Below are 24,253 nucleotides of genomic sequence, written 5' to 3' on the forward strand. Positions count from 1 at the left end.
CCCGGCTGAGACGCCTCAACAATGGGAAAAGTTTGCGCCGCCCAACTGCATGTCCAGAAGTGGACATGCACTGGTCTGTTGTGGTCAATTCTCTGGACATCCGCAGGTCGCAGGGGTGACCGTCTAAGACGGGTGCTGGAATAGCAGACGGGGGTTCTCATGAACAACGGGCGGTCTCGGTCGTCTCCGGCGGGCGTGGGGACGCTTGCGGATTCGGGTCCGCGGAGGGACCTCGGCGAATCGGGCGGGGCGGCCGCCGGCCACGGGGAGGACGTCCTGTGGCGGAGGCGGCTGCAGCACGACATCCGGCATGAACTCGGCACGATCATCATGCTGGCGTCGGCGGTCGTCGTCGCGGAGGACGTCGGCGACGGCAGCCGGGCGCGAGTCGAGCAGCTCCTCGGCGAGACCCGGTGGCTCGACCATCTTCTGCGGCGGCTCGACGAGGACGACGACCCGGACAAGGACGACTGCCGGCCGCTGCCCGGCCCGGAGCGCATCCGGGTCGACGACCTCACCGCGGAGGTCGTCACCGGGATGCGTCTCGCCACCCGGCACGAGGTGTGCTTCACCGGCGGTGAGGCTTGGGCGCACATGGATCCGGTCGCGTTGTGGCGCGCGGTCCGCAACGTCCTCGACAACGCGTGCCGCGTCGCCGAGCGGCGGGTGAACGTGCGGGTCGAGACGGACCGCGGCTGGATCGTCATCCAGGTCGATGACGACGGGCCCGGGTTCGGTGCGGTCCGGGAGACGCGTCCGGGCGGGGCCGCGCACGGCGGGCGGCGCGGCGGGCTCGCGTCGCTCGGGCTGGGCATCGTCCACGACCTCATCTCCGGCCACGGCGGCAGCCTGGAGATCCGTACGTGCGAGATGGGCGGCGCGCGGGTGCGGATGCGGCTCCCCGCGGCACCGCCACCGGACACCGCACCGCCGATGAACACCGCGCCGGCCGCGGGCACCGGGCCGGCCGAACCGCACGCCGACGACTGGCGGCGCCACCCATGAGAATGATCATCTGCGATGACCACGCGGTCTTCGCCGAGTCGCTGTCGCTGGTGCTGGCGGACGCCGGGCACAGCGTCGTCGGGGTGACCTACTCCCCCGCGGACGCGCTGCCCGCGCTGCGGGCCAGGCAGCCCGACATCTGCCTGATCGACCTGCAGTTCCCGTCAGGGACGGCACTCGACTGGATGCCGAGGCTGCGGGCGGCCTCCCCGCGCACGGACTTCGTCGTCCTCACCGGGTTCCTTGAGCGGCCGGTCCTGGACGCCGGGATCGCGGTGGGCGTGCGCGGGTTCGCCCACAAGGGCCAGCAGGCCGGCGACATCCTCACCGTGCTGCGCAGGGTCGCGAACGGCGAGGTCGTCGTCGATCAGGTGACCCGGCGCGGTCCGGCGCGGCCGCGCAACCAGGCGCAGCAGGTCGCCCGGTTCCTGACCCCGCGTGAACGCGAGGTGCTGACCCGGCTGGTGCGCGGCGAGTCGACGCAGGCGCTGGCGAAGGCGATGGGGGTGACGCGCAGCACGGCGCGCAGCCATGTGCAGAGCGTGCTGAGCAAGCTCGGTGTGCATTCGCAGCGGGAAGCGGTGATCGCGGCGGCCAGGAACGGCCTGGTCAGCGTGGAGACCGGGGAATGGCTCGCAGGCTGAGCACGGTGAGCGGGGACGTACCCGGACGGGCCGTCCGGGTACGTCCCGGGGAGTAGCGGCGCACACTCCCCACGTCCGACGTGAATCCGGATCCCGATGACTTAACGTGCAGGCATGAGCACTTCACCGCCGCACGGCCCGGTCCGGCCGCACTGGCCGCGTCCCGCCCTGTGGCCGGTGTGGGTCGTCCCGGTCCTCCTCGCGGTCTTCCAGATCTTCGGGTCGGTCGGCGCGGAGCACGGCGGCGACGGGCCGGGGGGCGGCGGGCGCGGGGGCGAGCCGTCCGGCCCGCCGTGGGCGGAGGGCGGCGGACCCGACATCGGCCACACCGATCTGGACCCGCTCGGCTACGGTCTCCTCCTGGCCGGCCCGGCACTGCTTCTGCTGCGCCGCCGGAATCCGGTGTTCACGCTGGGCGCGACCGCGGCGGTGACGGCCCTCTACCTGCTGCGCGCCTACACCTACGGCCCGGTGATCTTCTCCTTGGCCGTCGCGATGCTCGCGGCGATCGTCGCGGGGCACCGGCTGGTCACCTGGGCGGGGACGGGCATCGCCCTCGCCGCCTACTTCGCCCTGACGTCCCTGATCGGCGTCCCGGTGGCCGAACGCGGCTCCGGCGGGGCGTTCCCGGTGGAGGAGCCGACCTTCGTCGGCGCGACGTTCGTCACCGGCTGGGCGCTGGTGGTGCTCGTCACCGCCGAGCTGATCCGGATGCGCGCGCAGCGCGCCGCCGAGACGGCCCGCATCCGCGCCGAGGAGGAACGCCGCCAGGCCAGCGAGGAACGGCTGCGGATGGCCCGCGAGCTGCACGACGTCCTCGCCCACAACATCTCGATGATCAACGTGCAGGCGGGGGTGGCTCTGCATCTGATGGACGAGAATCCCGAGCAGGCCAGGACGGCGCTCGCCGCCATCAAGGATGCCAGCAAGGACGCGCTCACCGAGATGCGCGGGGTGATCGGAGCGCTGCGGTCGCAGGGCGAGACCGCGCCCCGGACTCCCACCGCCGGCCTCGACCGGCTGGAGGACCTGGCGGCCCGCGCCCGCTCCGCCGGACTGCGCGTCGAGGTGGAGATCACCGGGGACCGCCGTCCGCTGCACGCGGGCACCGACCTCGCCGCGTTCCGCATCGTCCAGGAGTCGCTGACGAACGTGACCCGCCATGCCGGGCCCGGCCCGGTGACGGCGCGGGTCCAGATCGCCTACGGTGAACACGAGATCGTGGTGCGGGTCGAGGACGACGGCCGGGGGGTGTCCCTCCTGGACGACCATCCGGGCGGCAGCGGGATCAGGGGCATGCGGGAGCGGGCGGCGGCTCTCGGCGGCGCGTTCGACGCCGGGCCGCGGCCCGGCGGCGGGTTCCGGGTGCACGCGCGCCTCCCCCTGACCGAGGAGCCGGCGGGCGACACCGCGGCCGGCGACACCGCGGCGGAGGACACCGCGGCACCCGGAAAGGGGACGCAATGAGCCATTCTCACCCTCGGAGGGGCTGAACATGCGGGTCTCTGGTGGAGCGCCGGATGAGGGCGGCTCGATCATCAAGGTCATGCTGGCCGACGACCAGGTCCTGGTCCGCGCCGGATTCCAGGCGCTCCTGAACGCGCAGCCCGACATCGAGGTCGTCGGAGAGGCGAGCGACGGCGAGGAGGCGGTGGCGCAGGCGCGCCGGCTGCGTCCCGACGTCATCCTGATGGACATCCGGATGCCGGGCCTGGACGGCCTGGAGGCCACCCGGCGGATCGCCGCCGACGACCGGCTCGACGGCGTCAAGATCGTGATCCTCACCACGTTCGAGCTGGACGAGTACGTGTTCGAGGCGCTGCGCGGCGGCGCGAGCGGCTTCCTGGTCAAGGACACCGAGCCGGTGGAGCTGATCCACGCCGTGCGGGCCGTCGCGGACGGGGACGCGCTGCTGTCGCCCAGCGTGACGAGGCGGCTGATCGCCGAGTTCGCCGCGCGGGCGAAGGAGCCCGCGCCGTCGCCGCGGCTGAACGCGCTGACCGAGCGGGAACGGGAGGTGATGGCGCTGGTCGGGGAGGGACTGTCGAACGAGGAGATCGCGGCCCGGCTGGTGGTGAGCCCGGCGACCGCGAAGACCCATGTCAGCCGGACGATGGTCAAGCTCCACGCCCGCGACCGCGCCCAGCTCGTGGTGTTCGCCTACGAGTCGGGGCTGGTCAAACCGGGCTGGCTGCCCTAGAAATTCTTACTCTGGGGCGATTCACTGTTGTCGTCCGCCGGGGCATGACAGGGTGGCATGACAGGGTCGACGGCACAGGCCGTCATGGACGCGAAGGAGTCCGGTGCCGAACGACACGAGGATCCTGGCCGTCGACGACCGGCAGGAGAACCTGACCGCCCTCGCGGCCGTCCTCGACGCCCTCCCGGTCGACGTCGTGCCGGTCACCTCCGGTCAGGCGGCTCTCAAGGAACTGCTGAACGACGACTTCGCGCTGATCCTGCTCGACGTCGTCATGCCGGAGATGGACGGGTTCGAGACCGCGCGGCACATCAAGTCCCGGCCGCGGACCCGCGACATCCCGATCATCTTCCTCACCGCGGGTGGAGCGTCCGGCGAGCAGGCGTTCCAGGGGTACGAGGCCGGCGCGGCGGACTATCTCACCAAGCCGTTCGACCCGTGGCTCCTGCGCGCCAAGGTCTCGGTGTTCGTCGACCTGCACCGCCGCCACCTGGAACTGCAGCGGCAGGCGAAGCTGCTGCGGCAGACCCACGCGGACGGTGAGGGCGGCGGTGTCCTGACGGGCTGCGACCGGTTCCTGTCCGCCCTCGACGAGCGCCTCCAGCGGGTCGAGGACGACGCGGCCCGGATACGCGCCGGCGAGCCGGCCGGCGACCTCGACGACCACGTCGCCGACCTGCGTCTCGCACTGGACGCCCTGTCCGCGGGCGGCTGACGGGCGCGCAGGTCACCGGGGCTGGATCACGGCCACCTGGGCCGCCGTGCCCGTCCTCAGCTTGCCGCGCAGGATGAACGCGCCCGCCAGCACGGCCGCCACGACGAGGATCACCGCGATCGTGACGACCAGGACCGTCTTGCGGCGCTCCACCCGGTCGCCCATCGGACCGTGGACGGGCGGCGGAGGGGGCTGCTGCCAGTTCGTGTACTGCTGCGGCTGCTCCCACGGCGGCGGGGTCTGCGCGGGAAGGCCCTGCTGAGACGGCTGCGACCCGGACGGCGGCGGCACCCACTCGGTCTCCAGGAACGTCCGTGCCTCCTGATCGCGACCGTGACGCGGCGGGGGCGCGTAGGCCGAGCCGTTCTCGTTCCGTCCCTGGCCGGCGCCCTGTCCCTGGCCGGCGCCCTGTCCCTGGCCGGCGCCCTGTCCCTGGCCGGCGCCCTGTCCCTGGCCGGGGCCGCCGAATTGGCCGGGGTCGCCGAACCGGCCGGGGTCGTCGCGGGTGATCGGTTCCGGCTCGCCCGGGTCGCGGCGGGTGATCGCGTTCAGCTCGTCCGGGTCGAGCACGGTCTCCGACGCGTCATCGGCCGGGCCGCCGGGCCGGTAACGGCCGGGAGGGTCGTCCGTCAGCGTCTCACCGGCCGGCGAGGGGAGCGGGCGGAACGAGCGCGGCGGAGGCGGCGGAGGCAGGTGCGCCACCTGGGTGAGCAGCGGCTGCGCCTGCGCCGCCGTCATCCGGTTGACCGGCTCGCGCGCCAGCAGCCCGTCCAGTACCCGTGCGAGGGGCCCGGCGTTGCGCGGCGGCGGGACCGGCTCGGTCAGCGCGGCCTGCAACGACGACATCGCGTCCGACCGCTCGTAGGGTGAGCGGCCCTCCACCGCCGCGTACAGGGTCGCGCCCAGCGCCCACAGGTCGGACGCCGGCACCGCACGCTCGCCCTGCGCCCGCTCCGGCGGAATGTAGGCGGGCGAACCCATGACCAGGCCCGTCTGCGTGAGGGTGGCGTCGCCCTCCACCTGTGCGATGCCGAAGTCGGTGAGCACGACCCGGCCCGCGTCGGTGATCAGCACGTTGCTGGGCTTGACGTCGCGGTGCAGGATCCCCTTCTCGTGGGCGTGCCGCAGCGCGCCGAGCATCTGCAGCCCGATGTCGGCGACGCGGCGGTGCTCCATCGGACCCCGGTCCAGCAGATCCTGGAGGGACGGAGCGAGGACCAGCTCCATCACGATCCACGGGCGGTCCGACTCCTCCACCACGTCGTGGACGGTCACCACCCCGGAGTGGTTCAGCCGCGCCGACGCCCGCGCCTCCCGGAACGTCCGCTCGTACAGGACGGCGCGTTCGGAGTCGTTGAGGCCCGGCGGCAGCAGGACCTCCTTGACCGCGACCTCGCGGTCGAGCATCACGTCGAAGGCGCGCCACACGGTGCCCATGCCGCCGCGGCCGACCACCGAGTCGAGCCGGTAGCGGTTACCGAGCAGACGTGCCTGTGCCATGGCTGGAGGGTCCCCCCGTCGGTCATCCCACCCCGGAGGGACGGAACGTGTCGAGCACATTGTTCACGAGTGCCTCGTTCTCGTTCCACTGGGACGCGGGTACCGCGACCACCACGGCGTACGGCCTGCCCTGGTGGACCACTCCGCGGTCGCGCGCCCGGGCGGCGCCGTCGCTGCGGGACCAGGTGAACTCGATGTCGGCGGCGGGCACGCCGGCGACGGTCGTGCGGGTGATCGAGATCCGGTTGAAGTTCGCCAGTTTCCCGTCGGCGATGGCCTGCCGCTCCCAGATCAGCCAGTGGTCGTACGGGTCGCCCGACCACGGCGTCCGGTCGACCTGCACGTAGGCGCTGCTCGCGGGGTCGTTCCAGACGACGCTGTTGCCTCGCACGGAACGCTGCCACCCGCGCGGGACGCCGATCGTGAAGCCGGGGCCGCGCGCCGGGACGAGCCCGTCCGGGACGGGCCTGCGGCCCTGGGCGCCCGACCTCGCCGGGGACGCCGACGGGGACGTGGCCGGTGGGGTGGGCGTGTCCGGCGCGGACTGCTTCGCGACGGTCGTCGGCTGCCGCGAGGCGCCCGGTCCACCGCCGGAGGTTCCGTCCGGCCACAGCAGGAACCCGGCCGAGGCCAGGATCACCGCAGCCACGGCGGCTCCGGCGAGGATCGGCGGCACGACCGACCGTTTCCGCCTCGTCCCGGACGCGGCCGGCGGCGCGGGCGGCGCGTGGCCGGGCGTCCACTGGGTGCCCGGTCCCGGCGGGTACTGCGCGGTCATTTCCGGGACCGGGCCTGGGACGGGCTGTCCCGGCGGCGGCTGCGGCCCGGCCGCATGGGGTGCGGCGGCGGCATGGGGTGCGGCGGCATCCGCGGCCGGGTCCGCCGTCGTCGCCTCGCCCGACGCGATCTGGGCGGCGGCCAGGCCGGCGGCGTGACCGGAGGCGATCGCCTTGAGGGCCTCCTCGGCGCGGTCGCCGCTCAGCCGCCGGACCGGGTCGCGCTCCAGCAGGCCGGTGAGGACGGGCGCGAGCGGGCCCGCGTTCTTCGGCGGCGGGACGTCCTGCGTCATCACGGCGGCGAGGACGGCCATCGCGTCGCTGCGATGGTGCGGCGCCCTGCCCTCGGTCGCGGCGTAGAGGGTGGCGCCGAGCGCCCACAGGTCGGACGCGGGGATCGCGGGGTCGCCGTTCACCCGCTCCGGCGACATGTACGCGGGCGACCCGATGATCAGGCCGGTGCCGGTGAGCGTCGCGTCCCCCGCCATCTGCGCGATGCCGAAGTCGGTGAGGACCGCCCGGTCGTCGTCCGCGACGAGCACGTTGGCGGGCTTGACGTCCCTGTGCAGGATGCCGATCGCGTGCGCGGCGCGCAGCGCCCCCGCGACCTGCCGCCCGATCGTCGCGACGCGGCCGGGCGGCAGCGGCCCGTCCTCGTCCACGATGTCCTGGAGAGAACGGGCCCGTACCAGCTCCATGACGATCCATGGCCGGTCGTCCTCGTCCACGACGTCGTGTACGGTCACGACGCCCGGATGGTTCAGCCGCGCCGACGCGCGGGCCTCGCGCAGCGTCCGGCGGTGCCGGTTGTCGCGCTCGTCGTCGCTCAGCCCGGCGGGCAGGACGACCTCCTTGACGGCGACGTCCCGGTCGAGGGTCTCGTCGCGGGCGCGCCAGACCGTGCCCATGCCGCCACGTCCGACCACGGACTCGAGCCGGTACCGGCCCGCCAGGACACGGCCTTCCATCAGTCGTCCGCGGGTTCGAAGAACCGGTAGACCGGCTGGAGATCGGAGAGCACCTTGTCCCAGTCCTTGTCGGGGGCGCGCAGCAGGATGGCGTAGCCGTGCCCGTCCGTCACGAAGCCCCGGTTGAGGATGTGCTGGCGGCCGCCTGCGCCGTCGAAGGTGAACTCCCAGTCGGCCGAGTCGTCGCCGTCGCCCGTGTCGGGGACGGGCGGCTCGTCGCCGGTCGGCTCGATCCCGATCAGGTCGTAGCCGGGCCAGCCGGAACCGCCGCGCTCCTGCCGCCGCCAGTCGTCGATCGCGCTGTCGCCCGGGTCGTCGGTCTGGTCGATCTGGATGTAGACCTTGCGGTCGGGCGAGTAGAAGTAGTCGCCGCCGTTCTTGCGTTCCGGCCCGCTCCAGCCCTCCGGGACGGGCACGGAGTAGCCGCTGCGGTCCTCGTGCATCGTGAAGCCGGCGGGCAGCCCCCCGCTCGCCGTGGCGCTCGGTTCCGCGGACGTCGCGGTGGCGGACACGTTGTCGCCGCCGGTCACCGGAGTCGTGGCGCCCTCGTTGCGGGCCTTCTTCCCGCCGTCGCCGCCGCCGTTCGCGAGGGCGATGCTCGCGACGACCACGATGACGATCAGCACCACCACGGCGATGACCAGCACGTTCCGGTTGGAGGCCAGGGCCGGGCGCCCGGTCGCGTGCGTCGTCGGCGGGAAGTGCGTCGCGGTCCCGTGGTCGAGGCCCCCGAGACCTGCACCCGCGTGACCTGAGCCCGAACCCGCGTGACCTGAGCCCGCATCGCCGGAGGGCCCGTGTCTCGGGGCGCCGTGGCCCGGCGACCCGTGGGCCGCGGGCACCGCGCCGCCGGTGGGCTTGGTCCGCCGGCCGGAGCGCCAGGACGAGACGCGGTCCGGGTCGGGCGCCGTCTCGCCGGGGCCGGCCTTCGCGCCGTCCCCGTCACCGGTGCCGCCTCCCTTGCCGGCGCCGCCGGGCCTTCCGGTTCTGGCGGACTTGCCGGCCGGGATGTCGAAGCTGGTCAGCTGGTCCGGGCGGGCTTCGGACGCCTCCGGGCCGGCCGCCCCACGGACCGGGTCGACGCTCGTGGCGCCGCCGGGGTCGTCCATCTCCCCGGGGATCGGCTGGTCGGGCGCGTACGTCTCCGGGTAGGGCTCGGCGTATCCCTCCGCATACGGCTGCGCCCCGTACGACTCCGGCCCGTGTGATCCCGGCCCGTGTGATCCCGGCCCGTGTGATCCCGGCCCGTGCGTTTCCGGGGCCGGGGCCGCCGGCTGGGCGCCGGGGAGCTCGTCCATGGAGAACTCGACGGCCATGGTGCGCTGCGTGTCGACGGTCTCCCGGCGGACGATCTCGTCCAGCAGGGCGCCGGCCTCGATGGCGTCCATCCGCTGGTCGGGGTTCTTGCGCAGCAGCCCGTCGATGACCGGGTTGAGCCGGCCGCCGTTCTGCGGCGGGTCGGGCTCGTCGGAGATCACCGCGACCAGCGCCGCCATCGGCTCGGACCGTTCGAACGGCGACTTGCCGTTCATCATCGCGTAGAGGGTGACGCCGAGCGACCACAGGTCGGAGGCCGGGCCGGCGACGCGGCCGCGGGCGCGTTCGGGAGCGATGTAGGCGGGCGAGCCCATGACCAGCCCGGTCTGCGTGAGGGTGGCGTCGCCGGAGGCGGTGGCGATGCCGAAGTCGGTGAGGACGGCACGCTCGCCCATCCGCCCCGTACCCGTGATGAGCACATTGCTGGGCTTGACGTCGCGGTGCAGGACGCCGGCGTCGTGCGCGGCGTGCAGCGCGGCGAGCATCTGCCGGCCGATCTCGGCGGCGCGGCGCGTCTCCAGCGGCCCGTCCTGCTTGATCACCTGATCGAGGGAGCGCGCCTTGATGAGCTCCATGATGATCCAGGGCCGGTCGTCCTCCTCGACGACGTCGTAGACGGTGACGACGCCGGGATGGCCGAGCCGCGCGGCGGTACGGGCCTCACGGAACGTGCGCTTATGGTGGACGGCGCGTTCCTCATCGGTGAGACCATGCGGGAGGATGACCTCCTTCACCGCGACATCACGACCGAGGACCTCATCGTGTGCCTGCCAGACCGTCCCCATTCCGCCCCGGCCGACCTGGGTCACCAGTCGGTAACGGCGGGCGAGCAATCGCTCACCGGTGGGTTCACTTGGCATATCCGCGACCATATCGACTTTTGCTGACAACCTTGGACCGAGCTTGCAAGCCACATCCCCCTACCCGTACGACGTCCGGCGTCACGCCGAGGTTCGCCGCAGTACCCACCCGTACGGACGGAAGCATGGTGGACGTGACACCCGCTACTGATGACCCCGCTGTGAACGACCCCGCTGTGAACGATCCCACTGCGAACGATCCCGTTGCTAATGACCCCGGTGCGAAGGACCCCGCTGCGAAGGACCCCGCTGCGAGCGACAGGACCGCGCCGCGCGGCGACCGGGGGACGGCGGCGGGGAAGGACCCGCAGGGCGGGGGCGGCCTGCGGGGCGAATGGGGGCGGCTGATCCAGTCCGCGCCGACGATCTTCTTCTGGTACACCCGTCTCTCCGGGATCCTGTCGCTGCTCGCCTGGGTCTCCTATGGTCTCATCCTTGAGATAGCCGATATCTGGGCGCTGCGCTGGATCGGGTACCTCGGCTGGTTCCCGAGCGTGCCCATCGGCCTCGTCTGGATCCTGCTGTCGATGGGGATCCGGCGGCGCAAGAAGGCCGCCTGGCGGATCCTCATCCTGATCTTCTGCCTGCCGACGGCGCTCGGCGTCACCGCCGTCCTGACGACGATCCTCAACCCGGACAAGGGCACCCCCGTCGGGCTGATCGTCAGCGCCGCCGTCTACCTCGCCGTCCTCGCCCTGCTGATCAGCGCGCGGGGGCAGTTCACCACGCTGCCCGACCGCGCCAACCGCCGGCTCGCCACCCTCGTCTTCACCAGCCTCCTGGTCGTGACCTGCGGAATCGGCACGCTCCTGGTCACCGTCACCGACCGGGACCTCAGCGGCGCCTTCTGGACGCAGCCGGTCTACGCGATCTCCCAGACCGTCCTCGGGCCGCGCGTGACGGGCAAGCCGATCGACGTCCACGTGCCGTTCTGGGTCGACGCGATCCTGTGGGTCCTCGGGACCGGGCTGCTGATCGTCACGTTCTGGGCGATGTTCCGGCCGGGCCGCCAGGACCCCGTCCTGAGCGCCCAGGAGGAGCTGGCGGCGCGCACGCTGCTCGCCGAGTACGGCGACCAGGACTCCCTCGGCTACTTCGCGCTGCGCCGCGACAAGGACATCATGGTCGCACCGAACGGTAAGGCGGCGATCGCCTACCGGGTGGAGGGTTCGGTCTCCCTGGCCAGCGGCGACCCGCTCGGCGACCCCGAATCGTGGGACCAGGCGATCGAGGCGTGGCTGGAGGAGTGCCGCGCCCACGCCTGGATCCCCGGCGCGGTCAGCGTCGGCGAACGCGGCGCGCACATCTACCGCCGGCACGGGTTCGACGCGCTGGAACTCGGCGACGAGGCCGTCGTCGACCTCACCGACTTCAACCTGGAAGGACGCGAGATGCGGCAGGTCCGCCAGGCCGTCCGGCGCGTCGAGCGGGCCGGGTACTCGGTGCGGATCCGGCGGCACTCGCAGATCCCCGCCTGGGAGATGGCCAAGCTGATCCGCAGCGCCGACGCGTGGCGCGGCGAGGACACCGAACGCGGCTTCTCCATGGCCCTCGGCCGCCTCGGCGACCCGACCGACGGCCGCTGCGTCATGGTCGAGGCGTTCGACGCCGGGGGCGACCTGCGCGGGCTGCTCAGCTTCGTCCCGTGGGGACGCGCCGGGCTGTCGCTGGACCTGATGCGCCGCGACCGGCTCGCCGAGAACGGGCTGAACGAGTACATGGTCGCCAAGCTCGCCGAGAAGGCCGCCGCCGTCGGCGCGCAGCAGCTCTCGCTGAACTTCGCGATGCTGCGCGCCGCGTTCGCGCGCGGCTCCCAGATCGGCGCCGGTCCCGTCGCGCGCCTGTACTACCGGTTCCTGTCGTTCGCGTCGAAGTTCTGGCAGCTCGAATCGCTGTACCTGTCGAACGCCAAGTACCTGCCCCACTGGCGTCCCCGCTACATCTGCTACATGCAGGGCCGTCACCTCGTCCGGCTGGGCCTCGCCTACGCCCGCGCCGAAGGGTTCCTGCCGAACCTGAACCGGCCCAAGCTGGACCGGGCCGCCGCCATGGCCCCGTCCGCCGACCTCGTCGACGAGATCCAGCGGATCGAGGAGGCCGCCGACGCGGCCCGCGCGCCGCAGCGCCGGCTGTCGGAGCAGGAGCGGGTCAGGCACGCCAAACTCGACCAGATCCGCGACGCCGGGATGGAGCCCTACGCGCTCGGCTGCGAACGCACCGACTTCGCCGCCGACATCCGCTCCCGATTCCCCGGCCTCGCACCGGACACCCGCACGGGCTGCCGCGTGGCGATCGCGGGACGCGTCGTCCTCGCCCGCGAACACGGCCGCCTCATCTTCGTCACCCTGCGGGACGAGACCGCCGACCTGCAGGTCATGCTGACCGCCGACGCCCTCGACGAGGAGTCCCTGCGCCACTGGAAGACGCTGATCGACCTCGGCGACCAGGTCGGCGTCCAAGGCGAGGTCGTCACGTCCCGGCGCGGTGAACTGTCGGTGCTGGCGTCCTCGTGGCGGCTCGCCGCCAAGTGCCTGCGGCCGCTGCCGAACAAGCGCGCCGGGCTGTCGGATCCGGAGGCCCGCGTCCGGCAGCGGTACGTCGACTTCATCGTCAACGACGAGTCCCGCCGGATGCTCCGGATGCGCGGCGACGCCGTCGCCGCCGTCCGCGACGGCCTCCGCGAACGCGGCTACCTCGAAGTCGAGACGCCGATGCTGCAGCCCGTCCACGGCGGCGCCACCGCCCGCCCGTTCACCACCCGCATCAACGCCTACAACATGCAGCTCTACCTGCGCATCGCACCCGAGCTGTACCTGAAGCGCCTCCTCGTCGGCGGCGTCGGCCGCGTGTTCGAACTGAACCGCAACTTCCGCAACGAGGGCGTCTCCCCCAAGCACAACCCCGAGTTCACGATGCTGGAGGCCTACGAACCCTACGGCGACTACGACACGATGGCCGCCCTGACCCGCTCTCTGGTCGTGGACGCCGCCCGCGCGGCCCTCGGCACCACCGTGATCGTCCGCGACGGCGTCGAGTACGATCTGGCCGAACCGTGGCAGGAGATCACCGTCTACGAGTCCGTCTCCAAGGCCCTCGGTGAGGAGATCACCCCCGACACGCCTGTGGCCACCGTCCGGTCGTTCGCCGTGAGCCTCGGCCTGAACTTCAACCCGCAGTGGGGCCAGGGCAAGATCGTCCAGGAGCTGTTCGAGTCGCTGATCGAGGAGGGGCTGACGGCGCCCACCTTCGTCCGCGACTACCCGGCCGAGACGTCCCCGCTCACCCGCCCGCACCGCGCGGACCCGCGTCTCGCCGAGAAATGGGACCTCATCGTCTTCGGCCTCGAACTCGGCACCGCCTACTCCGAACTGATCGACCCCATCCTCCAGCGGAAGCGGCTCACCGAGCAGTCGCTCCAGGCCGCCGGCGGCGACCCCGAGGCCATGGAACTGGACGAGGACTTCCTGCGCGCCCTGGAGTACGCGATGCCCCCGGCGGGCGGCATGGGCATGGGCATCGACCGCCTCATGATCACCCTCACCGGCCGCAGCATCCGCGAGACGATCCCGTTCCCGCTGGTCCGCCCCGGCTCCTGATCCCTCGCGGAACTAGAGCGCCCCTCGCGGAGCAGGCCGGAACCCCTGCCCGGCCAGCCAGCGCCGCGCCGCGCCCCGCCGCGCGTCCTCCCCCTCCGGCAGGGCGCACGGCGGGATCGGGATGCCGTCCTCCCCTTCGTCCAAGGGGAGGACATCGCCTCGCGCGACGTCCAGGATGTGCAGCCCGCCGTCCATGGCCGCCGCCACGGCCCCCAGGTCGGCGGTCAGCTCCACGAGTCCTGAACCGGGGTGGGCGCCCAGCGCGTCGGCGACCTCGCCGGCCAGCTCGGCGTCCCCCGGATGGTCCCGCCGGCCGAGCCGATCCACGCACTCACGGGCCAGGGACTCCGCGCCGGCCACGCGCTCGGCGAGCGCGGCCACGAGCACGTCCCCCGCGTACTGCAGCACCGGTTCGAGGGGGCGCACCCGGAGCAACTCGTATCCGGCTGCCCCGTCACCCCGGTGCGCGGCGGCACGCAGACCCGCCAGCGCGTCCTCGCCCCATTCGGTCACGCAGACATTTGTACAGACGAACACCGACACGACACACCGATTCAGCAAACCCGCTCCCCGCCATGCGGCCCGCTTCCCGGCGGGTTGGATCACGACCGGAGGTTGAACCGGACGGTGTGGGACGCGTCGGGCGCGGCGAAGTGCAGGAGGCGCGCGGCTTCCTCTTCCACGGCGGCACCGTCGGGAAGGGGGGCGAAAAGGTCGATGGCCAGGTCGGCGCGGTCGGCCTTCCTGTCGTGCTTCAGCGTCCACATGCCGTGGACGCGCCCGTCGATGAGGAGCGTGGGGTTCGTTATCGCACCCACGCAGACGGCCTTGCGCTGCTCGTCCGTCATCAGGCGTGTGCGGTCGGCGTAGGCGAGGATCAGGTTGTCGAAGTAGGGGAGGAAGCGGACGGGGGCGGGGACGTCGGGGTCCGGGAGGGGTGCGTCGGGGAGGTCGAAGAGTTCCACGCCGTTCTCGTCCTCGTAGACCTCCAGGGCCGGGCGGAGTTCTGCGAAGGCGGCGTCCATGCGGCGCAGGCCGGACCACATCTGGAAGTCCTTGACCGAGGCGGGCCCGAACGCGGCGAGGTACCGGCGGATCAGGCGGTCGGGGGCGGCGTCGTGGAGGGGCTGGCCGATCCACTCCTCCGCCAGGGCGAACGGGGTGGCGCCGCCGGTGTTCCAGGTGCCCCGGGGCGGCGGGTGGACGATGGGCAGCAGTGCCTGCGCCGACCACCCGAGGGCCTGCAGATCGCGGCCCGGCCAGAGTTCGGCGAGGCTCCGGGCGAGCTCGGGGCGGGTGAGGGTCCGGCCGTCCAGGAGCCTGCGGGCCTCGGTGGCCAGCTCGTCCAGGTCCCAGTCCTTGGTGACGCGCCCGTACGCGGCCTGCCGCCCGCGCAGGATGCTGTCGCCGATGAGGGGACGGAGCCACAGGTAGTCCTCGGCAAGCGCCATGTGCTGCGTCCCGCGGAGGATCGAGCCGCGCACGACGGAACGGTCGGTCATCAAGTCGGTGAGTTCGTGGTGGCGGAAACCGGCCAGCCTTGCCCACAGGCCGAAGTAGGGCATGTTGGTTTCCTGGGCCTGGATGGCGACGAGCCTCGCGACCGCGTCACGGACAGGCATGTGGGAGTGTTTCAGGAGGAGCTGCCGCTCCAGGGCCGCCCGGTTCAGCGTCCGGCGATCAAGTATCCGCATCACGACCCCAAAAGAGAACGAACTGTTCCGTTCCAATATACCAGAACGGAATGCTCTATTCCTATGGCTGGCCTTTACCCTCCGGCCGGTTCACTCCCATGGCCGGTCAGGCGTCGCCGGACTGTTCGCGGTACGCCTCCACGGCGTAGCGGAGCCGGGCGCCGACGAGGAGTTCCTCGTCCTCGGGGCATCCGAGGAGGCGTCGCACCAGCTCGATGATCTGTTCATCCGAGAGGTCCGGCTCGCGCGCGGCGATGCGTCCGACTATCTCGACCAGCTCGGGACGCTTGTAGGTGACGATCGACTGTCCGCGCCTGACCTGCGCGAACTCTGCCACGGGTTCGGGCGGCCGCGACTTCGGCGGCCTCGGTGGCTCGGGCGGCCCCGGCGGTTCCGTCCCGGGCCGCCCGCCCGGCCTACCCCAGAGAGCGGGAACGTTCGGGGGCTGGGCCGGGGCGGTGGGCGGCTGCGGTTCGCCCTGACCGGCGGTGTGGGGCGCGCCGCCGCGAGCGTCCAGCCGCCGAGGCGGCACCCGGGGGCCCGGCGCGGGCGGGCCCGGATCACGAGGCGTGGCGCCCGGACCGGAGCCGCGCTCCGGCCGCCGGGGTGGAACGTCCGAACCGGACGCGGGGGCGCCTTCACGCCGGGCGGGCGGCTCCGGCTCCGGGGTCGTGGCGGTTGGACCCTGGTTCGGAACCCGTGCGTTCCAGCGCGGAGCGTCCAGGCGGCGAGGCGGCAGGGCGGGACCCGCCGGTGACGGAGACGGAGACGGGGCTGTCGGCTCCGGTTTCGCGGTGCCGGGGTCTTGTCCGGGTGTACGCGAATCGCGGCCGCGGGCATCCGGCCGCCGCGGCGGGATGCCCGGGTCCGCCACGGGCCTGCCGCCACGCCGGGATGGCGCGGTAGGAGCGGGAGGTGCGGGGGGAGCGGGAGGAGCGCTGGGAGCGGGCTCGGCGGGCCTCGGTGCGGGCGGGGCCGCGGTCGGCTCGGGCGGGGCGGCTCCGGCCCGCGGGTCCCTGGCCCGTGCGTCCAGCCGCTGGGGCGGGGCGTTCGAGGCGGACGTGGGGATTCCCGGGTCCGGGGCGGTGTCGCCGGGTCGTGTGGATGCCGCGGCCCTGGGCGAGACCTCGGGCGCAGCCGGGACCTCGGACTCCGTGGGGACCTCGGACGCCGTGGGGACCTCGGACGCCGTGGGTTCCTCGAATGGCGGGGGTTCCATGGTCAGGGCCGTGAAGAGGGCGGTCGTGGGGGTTATCACGCCGTGGAGGTGGCGTGGGAGGAGCGTGGGCGGGGGCGGGCCCTCCAGCGGTGGCAGGTCCGGGCCGGGTGGGCCCACGAGGATGATCCGGGGGGCGAACCAGAGGAGGAAGAGGGCTTCGGCGCCGGCCTCGTGTTCGCCGTCCACGATGACGACGTCGAAGGAGCCGGGAGTGGGCGGGAGCGTCTCGGGGATGCGCCAGAGCGGGAGGATCCAGGCGGGGACGACGTCGGACGGGCCGGCGGGGGACGCGGGGACGGCGGCGAGCGCGGCGGCCCAGGCGCGGGCGGCCGTGAGGTCGGCGCGGACGGCCCGGAGGCGCTCCTCGGCCTCGGCCAGGGCGGTGCGGAGGCGTTCTTCGGCCGGGACCGTCTGCCGGGCCGCGGTGCGGGCCCAGGCCCAGGCCTCGTCCCAGCGCGGGGTGCGGGAGTGCCAGACCTCGTCGCCGTCGGTGGCGATCATGAGGTTGGCGAGGTCGGGGTGGACGGCTCGGACGCGGGCGAGGAGTTCCTCGCAGCGGATCTGGCGGGACCGTTCGTGCCGTGCCTCGGCGAGGGCGCCGAGGGCGCGGCCGTAGGCGGCGGCGTCGCGGGCGTCGATGGCGGCCAGGGTGGACCGGAGTTCGGAGGGATCGTCGTCGTCGACGGGGCCGATCGAGTCGCGGAGGGCGTCGAGGTCGGCGGCGGCCCGGCTGACGCCGAGGCCCTCCAGGGCGTTGCGGAGCGCGGTGACGTAGCCGTGCCACTGGTGGGGGTGGCCGAGGGGGATGGCGAGGCCGGAGCGGTCGAGGAGCTGCCTGGTCTCGTGCACGGCGGCCATGGCGTCGCGGATGCGGCCCAGGCGGGCGTGGGCGCGGACGAAACGCGCGACGCGTTCGGCGGGCGGGAGGTCCGCCGGGAAGGAGATGCCGGCGGCCTCCCACACGTACTGCAGCTCGCGGCAGGTGATCCGGACCATGAGGTCGGTGTGGACGAGGTCGAGCAGCTCCGGTGTGGTGGGCGCGGCGCCGTCGACCTTCACGCCGGCGAGGAGGGGCTCGGCCTGGCGCTGCGCGGAGGAGCGGAGCGGCCCGCGTTTGAGGGTCCCGCCGCCGGCGAGGTGGGCGCGCAGGTCGTGCGCGGCCGCGGCGAGGCCGCGCAGGTCCGCGTTGCCGGGGAGCTCGATGGTGTGGCCGCCGATCTCCCCCAGTGCGCCTTCCGCCCACCGGGCCCGGGCGGTCATCTCGGCGACCCGCGACCAGATGAGGGGCCGGCGGTCGGCGAGGGCGTCGCCGAACGCCTGGACGGCGAGGTCGGCGGGGTTCCAGCCGCCCGGGTCGCCGTCCAGGCCGAGGTCGCGGAGTGCGGCGGCGACGACGGAGGCGTTGCCGTCGAGGCGGGCCAGGAAGGTGACGTCGGTGTCGCGCAGCCGGCGGGACAGGTCGGTCTTGGAGCGCTCGGCGCGTTCGGCCGCCGCCGTCTCCGCCTCGATCAGCGTGCGGACGTAGGCGGCGCTGGGCAGCGCGCCGGGGTCGACGTCGCGCTGCGCGGTGCGGGCCTTGCGTTCGGCGGTCTCCTCCGCGAGGAGGACGACGAGTTCGGCGGCTTCGGAGCGGGAGATCGGCGGCCCCGGCGGCATCTCCGGCCGGACCGGCATCCATGCCAGGTCGGGCGCCTGCGCCCTCTCCCGCTCACGCGGCCCGTCCGGTTCCTGGCCGGTGCCGGCGCGGAGGCGTTCGCCGATCTCGGTGACCTCCCGGGCGGCGTTCTTCTCCCGTTCGGCCAGCGCGTCCACGTCGGGGGCGCCGGTGCGGGCGAGGAGCTCGTTCGCCGCGTCGCCCGCGACGGCCGGGTCGGCGACCGCGAGGCCGGCGAGGCCGGGTGGGAGCGCGGCGCGGATCGCGCCCGACGCGGTGGCGCCGGACGTGGCGACCAGCACGCGGTGGCCGCGGGCGAGCAGGCCGGCGAGCAGGTCCGGGACGGTCTCCGGCGCACGCTCGGGGACATGCATGACGTGCGTCTTCCTGGACGGCGACACGAGCCGCGCGAGCCCCTCGGGGACACCGCCGGACAGGAGGCCGAGGAGCCGGGCGTGGTGGTCGGCGACGGCGCGGCGGCCCGGCGGGCGGACGACGAGGGCGGGCGCGAGCCGCAGGCGCGGGGCGGGCGAGGCGGCGCCGGCGTCCGGCGCCCAGTCCTCGCGGTAGTCGGCGGGGGTGTTCAGCGCGGCGACGCACCATTCGCGCAGCACGTCGCCGGCCGAGGTGTTCAGCCCGAAGCCCTGCCCGGCACGGACGGCGTCCGACACCCGGTCCGCGGGACGGTAGCCGGGATGGCCGGACAGCAGTTCCCGGTCGCGCAGGCTCGTGCGCCCGGCGAGGACGACGTCGATGCGGTCGGTGCGCTCGTCGACGACGATGCGCACGGGCGTGTTCAGCAGATGGTCGTGGACGGCGGGGCGCCAGTCGAGCAGGCCCGTCGCGAGCACCACCTCCTGCCCGGCCAGGTCGCGGAGGATCCGGTACCAGTTGCGCAGGGCGAGCCAGCCGTCGAACTCGTCCAGGACGACCGGGGGCGTCAGCGGGATGACCGGCACGCTGAACAGGACGTCGCCGGGCCCCGCGTCCGTCTCCACGTAGACGTCGCCGGGCAGTTCGGACAGCCAGTGGACGTGGTCGTGGGAAGCCAGGTCGCGGGACGGTCGCCGGCGGGCCCGCGCCAGATCGCGCAGGAACCGCAGCAGCCGCGCCGCGTGCTCGGACTCGCGCGCGGACTCGTCCGCGGCACGGGGCAGCCCCCGGGGGGTGCGGGCGGGCGTCGCCCCGCCCGGAGACCCGCCGGGACCCGGGCCCTCGTCAGGCACCGTGGCTCCTTCCCTTCCCACGGGGGAACGAACCTCTCACATCCTCGGCCGTCGCACGGGCTGAGCCTGCCGCTCGGCCGGATGAAAAAGTCCGATGGTGGTGCCACGATCTAACACCTATGGGCGGGCCCGGCCAAGCACTATCAATGATCTTGCCTAGCGGGTGCTCGCCATGTAGCGGTCCTCGTTCGGCATCATCACCCAGAGCACGAGGTAGACGACGAACTGCGGGCCGGGCAGCAGGCACGACAGTACGAACAGCAGCCGGACGGTCCCGGGTGACATGCCGAACCGGTGCCCGAGCCCGGCACAGACACCCGCGATCATCCGGTTGTGGCGCGGACGATAGAGACCGTTCATGAGTTCTTCTCTCCCCGATTCGTCGAGCGGTGAACGTCGAGCGGCGGACAAGGTCGCGGAATTCGCGTCCATGCCCTCCACGCTACGAGCCGGACGAGACGCGTCACATCAGTCGCTCGAACCGTTCGCATCCCCTACTCCGGGATTAGGGGATGCCCCTTAAGGGCCTCGTCACGTTAAGGGCCTCGTCACGGCCGGCCGGTGTTGTGGCCGGCGACGAGATTCGGGAGGCCGGCCAGGTCGTCGAGGACGAAAAGGCAGCCGCGCAGGGCCTCGGCGTCCTGCTGGATGTGCCCCCAGGGGCCGCGCCGCAGGAACGCCGCCTGCATCCCGAGCGCCAGCGCGGGACGGACGTCGTTGTCGATGCGGTCCCCCACGTACAGGACGCGGTCGGGCGGAACGTCCGCGATCTGCGCGCAGCGCTCGAAGAACTCGTGCGACGGTTTCTGGACGCCCCACACGTCGGAGATCCCGACGACGTCGGCGTCCAGCCCGAGCGCCGCCATCTGCTCGGCCGCCTCCACCGGCTGGTTGCCCGCGATCCCGACGTAGAGGCCCTGGTCGCGGATTCCGGACAGGCAGGCGCGCGCGTCCGGGTACAGGTCGTCGGGCCCGAACCCGTTCGGGACGCCCGCCTCCAGGCGGCCGCGCTGCTCCACCTTCAGGTCGAAACCCGGGCGGAAGTACTCGAAGAGGTCCATGTGGGTGCCGCCCGTGGCGAGCACGGCACCCAGCTTGGTGAGGAACGTGTGCCGCGGCACGCCCAGCCAGTCGGCCCAGCGTCCGTAGATCTCCCCCTCGTTGATCAGCGTCTCCCCGATGTCGAAGAAGACGGCCTGAACGGGGCGGGGAGTCCGGAGGTCCCCGGTCAGGGGCGGGGTCAGGGGCGGGGGCGGCGTCACGGGCGGGCCAGGTCTGCCGAGGCGCCGGGGGCGAGGCGGGTGAACTCCTTGCCGAGTTCCTTCCCGGCCCCGGCGATGATGCGGTTCATGACGTCGAGGCCGATGTCGTTGAGCAGGCCGTCGTGGATGGCGAAGGCGCGCCCAGGGTCGACGGCCCGCGTGTACTCGTACAGGTCGACGGCCTTCATCCAGGGGGCGTTGCCGGGCAGGCACAGCGTGGGGACGGGCTCGGACGGGACGGTCAGCGCGTCCCCGGGGTGGAAGACCTCGCCGTCCAGCAGGAACCCGACGTTCGGGATCGGCGGCAGGTCGGGGTGCATGATCTCGTGGTCCTCGCCGTAGACGTGGACGTCGAAGCCCGCGACCGTGACGGCGTCGCCGTGGCCGACCTGGTGGACGCGCCCGCCGAGGTCGGCGAGGTTCCCGGCGACGACGCGGGACGTCCACACCTCCAGGGAGGGGCGCTCGGCCATCGCGGCGCGCAGCGCGTCGGCGTCGAAGTGGTCGAAGTGCTCGTGGGTGATCAGGACGGCGTCGGCGGCGGCGAGGGCTCCGGACGCCCCGCTGAACGCGCCGGGGTCGATGACGATGGTCCGGTCGTCCTTGGTGATCTGGACGCACGCGTGTCCGAGTTTGGTGAGAAGCATCAGGCGATTTTCCCACGCCGGTTTCCCACACCGGGTGCCCGGCCCCATTGACCGGGCCCGAACCCCGTTGATAGAACACGTTCTAATTCGGGGCGCGAACCGGTGCAAGGAGGCGGCGCTATGCCCGTTCCCGACCAACGTGACTCCGAGGTGACCCGGCGGAGCCTGACGGACTGGCTCGGCGGGCATCTGCCCGGCGTCCGGATCCCCCATCTGGAGACCCCGCAGACCAGCGGCTTCTCCAACGAGACCCTGATGTTCGACGCCGAATGGACCGGCGGCGACGGCACCGCGCACCGGGAGCCGTTCGTCGCGCGGGTCGCCCCGGTGAAGTACCAGATCTTCCCCGAGCCGCGGTTCGAGGAGCAGTACCGGCTGATGCGGATCCTGGACGAGCGGACCGGCATCCCGGTGCCGCCGATCCGCTGGTACGAGCCGTCCGCGGACGTGCTGGGCGCCGCGTTCTTCGTGATGGGGCGCATCGACGGCCGCGTCCCGACCGACATGCCGCCGTACCACATGGACGGCTGGGTGACCGAGGCCCCGCAGGACGAGCGGGCCGCGATGTGGTGGTCCACCCTGGAGATCCTCGCGGACCTGCACCGGCTGGACGTCGGCGAACTCGGCCTCGGGTTCCTCGACCAGCCGGCCTGGGGCGCCCCCGGCCTCGACCAGCGGCTCAACTACTACGAGCACTACCTGCACTGGGCCTACAAGGGTCCGCAGGAGACGGCGCTGAAGGCGCTGGAGTGGCTGAAGGCCAACCGGCCCGGCGAGCCGGACGACCCCGTCGCGCTGTGGGGCGACGCGCGCATCGGCAACGTGATCTTCCAGGCGGGGGTGCCGGCGGCCGTCCTCGACTGGGAGACGGCGGTGCTCGGCGCACCGGAGGAGGACCTCGCCTGGTTCATGTTCCTCGACCGCCACCACTGCGAGGGCGTGGGCGCGGCACGGCTGGACGGCTTCCCCTCCTACGCCGAGACGGTCGCCCGCTACGAGGAGCTGCTCGGGCGGCCGATGCGGAACATGGCGTACTACGAGATCCTGTCCGGCTTCAAATTCTCGGTGATCATGGCCCGGATCGGGCAGGCGATGATCGACTTCGGCTGGATCGACGAGGCCTCCGACTTCCCGTACGACAACAACTGCACGCAGCTGCTCGCCCGCATCATGGAAGGAGACCGGTGACGCTCTCGCCGCTCGACGACTACCCGATCCACCAGGCTCCCGAGGTGATGCGGCACGTCACGACGTCCGACCGCAACTTCTACGACCGCTACTACTTCAACGTCCACGCCTGCTCGGACGAGATGATGATGATCATCGGGATCGGGCAGTACCCGAACCTCGGGGTGATGGACGCGTTCGCGGTCGTGCGGCGCGGGCCGGTGCACAAGGTGGTCCGGGCGTCCCGCGAGCTGGGCGCCGACCGGATGGACACCACGGTCGGACCGTTCCGCGTCGAGGTGATCGAAGGGCTCAAGCGGCTGAGGGTCGTTCTCGACGGCAGCGAACACGGGCTCGCGTTCGACCTCACCTGGGAGGGGGCGATTCCCGCCACGCTGGAGCCCCCGCACTACCTGCGCTGGCAGGAAAGGGTCGTGTTCGACTCACGGCGCGTCGCGCAGACCGGCCGCTGGACGGGCAGCATCACGATCGACGGTGAGACCATCGAGGTCACGCCCGACCACTGGTGGGGCTCCCGGGACCGCTCCTGGGGCATCCGTCCCGTGGGCGAGCCGGAACCGCCCGGCATCCAGGCCAACAACGCGGGCACGTTCTACTGGCTGTACACGCCGATGCAGTTCGAGGACCACTCGATCCTCTGCATCGTCCAGGAGGACGAGAAGGGGCGCCGCATCCTGGAGGAGGCCACCCGGGTCTGGCCCGACCGCGAACCCGAGTTCCTCGGCCGGCCCGAGTACCTCCCGGTCTACGCCGAAGGCACCCGCGACGTGGTCACCGCCACGCTCCGGTTCGCGCCGCCGGGAGGTGAGCCGTTCGAGATCCGCGCCACGCCGATCCTGCCCGTCCACCTGATGGTCGGCACCGGCTACGGGCTGGAACCCGACTGGAAGCACGGCATGTACCAGGGCCCCGACCTCAAGGTGCAGGGCGTCACCTACGACACCCGCAAACCCGAGGACGCCGCCCGGATGTGGGGCATCGTCGACGCGGTCGGACGGTACGAGTACGTGAACGGCGCGCAGCCCACGGGCGTCACGACGGGGTACGGACTCTACGAGTACTGGGCGCTCGGCCCCCACCCGTCCTTTCCCGAGTGATCGGTCTGCCAGACTGGCGACCGTGACGACCCCGCCCTCGCCCGACCCCCCGAGCGAGGAACGGCCGTCCCGGGAAGAACTGGACCGGCAGGTGCGCGACCGCTACCGAAACTGGCGCGACCAGCCGCGTGGCCTGGCCTGCGCGGTGATCGGCGCCTTCATGATCCTCACCACCGCGGCGTTCGCGTTCGCGGTGGTGGCCGTCGTCATGGCGATGAGCTGAGAATCATGGCGAGCTGAAAATACGGCGATGAGCTGAAGCCGGGGCGCCGACCGGATCGGCGCCCCGGCTTCGCAAGCTCGGTTCAGGTTCGGAATCTGGCCGGCCGGGGCCTAGGCCGGGGTCCCCTCGGACCCCTCCGCGATGGTGAACGCCACATCGCCCTGCGGGTCGACCTGGGCGTCCAGGGTCTTGTCGTCCAGCATCTCGGCGACGGTGGGCTCCAGGTACACCTTGGCGCCCTCCTCCTCGACGACCTGGTCGCCCGCCTCGGGGGCCGGGGCGACGGAGAGCCGCAGGGCGTCCGAGCCGTCGAGCCCGGACTCGATGCGGATGCCGGTCTCGGGCGGAAGCTCCGGGTTCGCGGTCACAGTACGTATGACCTGGACGGCACCGCTGGTCAGCGTGAGCACGATCAGCTCCTCACGTCTCTATGTTTCTCGGATCGGATCTGCCCCACCCTCC

19 protein-coding genes are annotated in these 24,253 nt (G+C 72.7%); 9 read left to right on the plus strand and 10 right to left on the minus strand.

Translation table 11 applies throughout. The annotated features are described in order from the left end of the window. Positions 1–195: 195 nt before the first annotated feature. From ACGFIS_RS05700 to ACGFIS_RS05720, 5 genes are all read left to right on the plus strand, one after another. Positions 196–1,005, plus strand: coding sequence for a sensor histidine kinase (locus ACGFIS_RS05700; RefSeq protein ID WP_392899959.1), 810 nt, complete (start codon positions 196–198; stop codon positions 1,003–1,005). Beyond that, a complete protein-coding gene (locus tag ACGFIS_RS05705) occupies positions 1,002–1,649 on the plus strand; it encodes a response regulator (protein WP_392899956.1) in 648 nt (215 codons plus the stop codon). Before ACGFIS_RS05700 ends, ACGFIS_RS05705 begins: the two co-directional genes overlap by 4 nt. A 114-nt stretch (positions 1,650–1,763) precedes the next feature. Next, positions 1,764–3,116: a sensor histidine kinase gene (locus ACGFIS_RS05710; protein WP_392899953.1), complete on the plus strand. Its 1,353-nt coding sequence runs from the start codon at positions 1,764–1,766 to the stop codon at positions 3,114–3,116. Between the two features lie 67 nt (positions 3,117–3,183). Continuing rightward, positions 3,184–3,849, plus strand: a complete 666-nt coding sequence (locus ACGFIS_RS05715; RefSeq protein ID WP_392901423.1) for a response regulator — start codon at positions 3,184–3,186, stop codon at positions 3,847–3,849. A 103-nt stretch (positions 3,850–3,952) separates the two neighbouring features. After that, positions 3,953–4,564, plus strand: coding sequence for a two-component system response regulator (locus tag ACGFIS_RS05720; protein WP_392899951.1), 612 nt, complete (start codon positions 3,953–3,955; stop codon positions 4,562–4,564). 12 nt (positions 4,565–4,576) lie between these two features. On the opposite strand, the gene ACGFIS_RS05725 is transcribed toward ACGFIS_RS05720, so the two are convergent. Genes ACGFIS_RS05725 through ACGFIS_RS05735 form a run of 3 tightly spaced genes read right to left on the minus strand, consistent with a single transcriptional unit; the run spans position 4,577 to position 9,985 of the window. Then, positions 4,577–6,064 carry a serine/threonine-protein kinase gene (locus tag ACGFIS_RS05725; RefSeq protein WP_392899948.1) on the minus strand — a complete coding sequence of 496 codons (1,488 nt, stop codon included), beginning with the start codon at positions 6,062–6,064 and terminating at the stop codon, positions 4,577–4,579. Between the two features lie 22 nt (positions 6,065–6,086). Continuing rightward, positions 6,087–7,808, minus strand: coding sequence for a serine/threonine-protein kinase (locus ACGFIS_RS05730; protein ID WP_392969730.1), 1,722 nt, complete (start codon positions 7,806–7,808; stop codon positions 6,087–6,089). Continuing rightward, positions 7,808–9,985 carry a serine/threonine-protein kinase gene (locus ACGFIS_RS05735; protein WP_392969733.1) on the minus strand — a complete coding sequence of 726 codons (2,178 nt, stop codon included), beginning with the start codon at positions 9,983–9,985 and terminating at the stop codon, positions 7,808–7,810. The genes ACGFIS_RS05730 and ACGFIS_RS05735 overlap by 1 nt, the downstream gene beginning before the upstream one ends. A gap of 344 nt (positions 9,986–10,329) precedes the next feature. Between ACGFIS_RS05735 and lysX the strand changes: the two genes are divergently transcribed. Beyond that, positions 10,330–13,581, plus strand: coding sequence for a bifunctional lysylphosphatidylglycerol synthetase/lysine--tRNA ligase LysX (gene lysX / locus ACGFIS_RS05740; RefSeq protein ID WP_392969817.1), 3,252 nt, complete (start codon positions 10,330–10,332; stop codon positions 13,579–13,581). A 12-nt stretch (positions 13,582–13,593) separates the two neighbouring features. Here the strand turns inward: lysX and ACGFIS_RS05745 are convergent, their stop codons facing one another. The 6 genes from ACGFIS_RS05745 to ACGFIS_RS05770 form a co-directional block, all read right to left on the minus strand. Next, positions 13,594–14,094 (minus strand): hypothetical protein, encoded by a 501-nt coding sequence (locus ACGFIS_RS05745; RefSeq protein ID WP_392899940.1) that lies wholly within the window; start codon positions 14,092–14,094, stop codon positions 13,594–13,596. An 89-nt stretch (positions 14,095–14,183) separates the two neighbouring features. Next, on the minus strand, positions 14,184–15,275 hold the full coding sequence (locus ACGFIS_RS05750; protein ID WP_392899938.1) for a winged helix DNA-binding domain-containing protein: 1,092 nt from the start codon (positions 15,273–15,275) through the stop codon (positions 14,184–14,186). Positions 15,276–15,381: 106 nt separating this feature from the next. Further along, on the minus strand, positions 15,382–19,374 hold the full coding sequence (locus tag ACGFIS_RS05755) for a hypothetical protein (protein ID WP_392969736.1): 3,993 nt from the start codon (positions 19,372–19,374) through the stop codon (positions 15,382–15,384). 156 nt (positions 19,375–19,530) lie between these two features. After that, positions 19,531–19,734, minus strand: coding sequence for a PspC domain-containing protein (locus ACGFIS_RS05760; protein ID WP_392899928.1), 204 nt, complete (start codon positions 19,732–19,734; stop codon positions 19,531–19,533). A gap of 188 nt (positions 19,735–19,922) precedes the next feature. Continuing rightward, positions 19,923–20,636, minus strand: a complete 714-nt coding sequence (locus ACGFIS_RS05765; RefSeq protein ID WP_392969739.1) for an HAD family hydrolase — start codon at positions 20,634–20,636, stop codon at positions 19,923–19,925. After that, entirely contained in the window at positions 20,633–21,283 is a 651-nt protein-coding gene (locus ACGFIS_RS05770) for an MBL fold metallo-hydrolase (protein ID WP_392969742.1), read from the minus strand. Before ACGFIS_RS05770 ends, ACGFIS_RS05765 begins: the two co-directional genes overlap by 4 nt. Positions 21,284–21,403: 120 nt before the next feature. On the opposite strand from ACGFIS_RS05770, the gene ACGFIS_RS05775 reads away from it, so the two are divergent. The 3 genes from ACGFIS_RS05775 to ACGFIS_RS05785 are packed head-to-tail and all read left to right on the plus strand — an operon-like array spanning position 21,404 to position 23,791. Continuing rightward, entirely contained in the window at positions 21,404–22,471 is a 1,068-nt protein-coding gene (locus ACGFIS_RS05775; protein WP_392969745.1) for a phosphotransferase family protein, read from the plus strand. Continuing rightward, complete coding sequence (locus tag ACGFIS_RS05780; protein ID WP_392899916.1) at positions 22,468–23,568, plus strand: hypothetical protein; 1,101 nt, start codon at positions 22,468–22,470, stop codon at positions 23,566–23,568. Before ACGFIS_RS05775 ends, ACGFIS_RS05780 begins: the two co-directional genes overlap by 4 nt. Before the next feature lie 22 nt (positions 23,569–23,590). After that, positions 23,591–23,791: a hypothetical protein gene (locus ACGFIS_RS05785; protein WP_392899914.1), complete on the plus strand. Its 201-nt coding sequence runs from the start codon at positions 23,591–23,593 to the stop codon at positions 23,789–23,791. Positions 23,792–23,901: 110 nt separating this feature from the next. On the opposite strand, the gene ACGFIS_RS05790 is transcribed toward ACGFIS_RS05785, so the two are convergent. Continuing rightward, on the minus strand, positions 23,902–24,201 hold the full coding sequence (locus tag ACGFIS_RS05790; RefSeq protein ID WP_392899911.1) for a Fe-S cluster assembly protein HesB: 300 nt from the start codon (positions 24,199–24,201) through the stop codon (positions 23,902–23,904). Positions 24,202–24,253: the final 52 nt, after the last annotated feature.

The sequence above is a fragment of the Spirillospora sp. NPDC048824 genome, assembly GCF_043198455.1.
In the GTDB taxonomy this organism is placed as follows: domain Bacteria; phylum Actinomycetota; class Actinomycetes; order Streptosporangiales; family Streptosporangiaceae; genus Spirillospora.

Bases quoted from the DNA above. Each gene is read 5' to 3' on its own strand.
- ACGFIS_RS05705 (WP_392899956.1), top strand. From the start codon at position 1,002: ATGAGAATGATCATCTGCGATGACCACGCGGTCTTCGCCGAGTCGCTG.
- ACGFIS_RS05710 (WP_392899953.1), top strand. From the start codon at position 1,764: ATGAGCACTTCACCGCCGCACGGCCCGGTCCGGCCGCACTGGCCGCGT.
- ACGFIS_RS05725 (WP_392899948.1), bottom strand. From the start codon at position 6,064: ATGGCACAGGCACGTCTGCTCGGTAACCGCTACCGGCTCGACTCGGTG.
- ACGFIS_RS05730 (WP_392969730.1), bottom strand. From the start codon at position 7,808: ATGGAAGGCCGTGTCCTGGCGGGCCGGTACCGGCTCGAGTCCGTGGTC.
- ACGFIS_RS05735 (WP_392969733.1), bottom strand. From the start codon at position 9,985: ATGCCAAGTGAACCCACCGGTGAGCGATTGCTCGCCCGCCGTTACCGA.
- ACGFIS_RS05750 (WP_392899938.1), bottom strand. From the start codon at position 15,275: ATGCGGATACTTGATCGCCGGACGCTGAACCGGGCGGCCCTGGAGCGG.
- ACGFIS_RS05760 (WP_392899928.1), bottom strand. From the start codon at position 19,734: ATGAACGGTCTCTATCGTCCGCGCCACAACCGGATGATCGCGGGTGTC.
- ACGFIS_RS05770 (WP_392969742.1), bottom strand. From the start codon at position 21,283: ATGCTTCTCACCAAACTCGGACACGCGTGCGTCCAGATCACCAAGGAC.
- ACGFIS_RS05775 (WP_392969745.1), top strand. From the start codon at position 21,404: ATGCCCGTTCCCGACCAACGTGACTCCGAGGTGACCCGGCGGAGCCTG.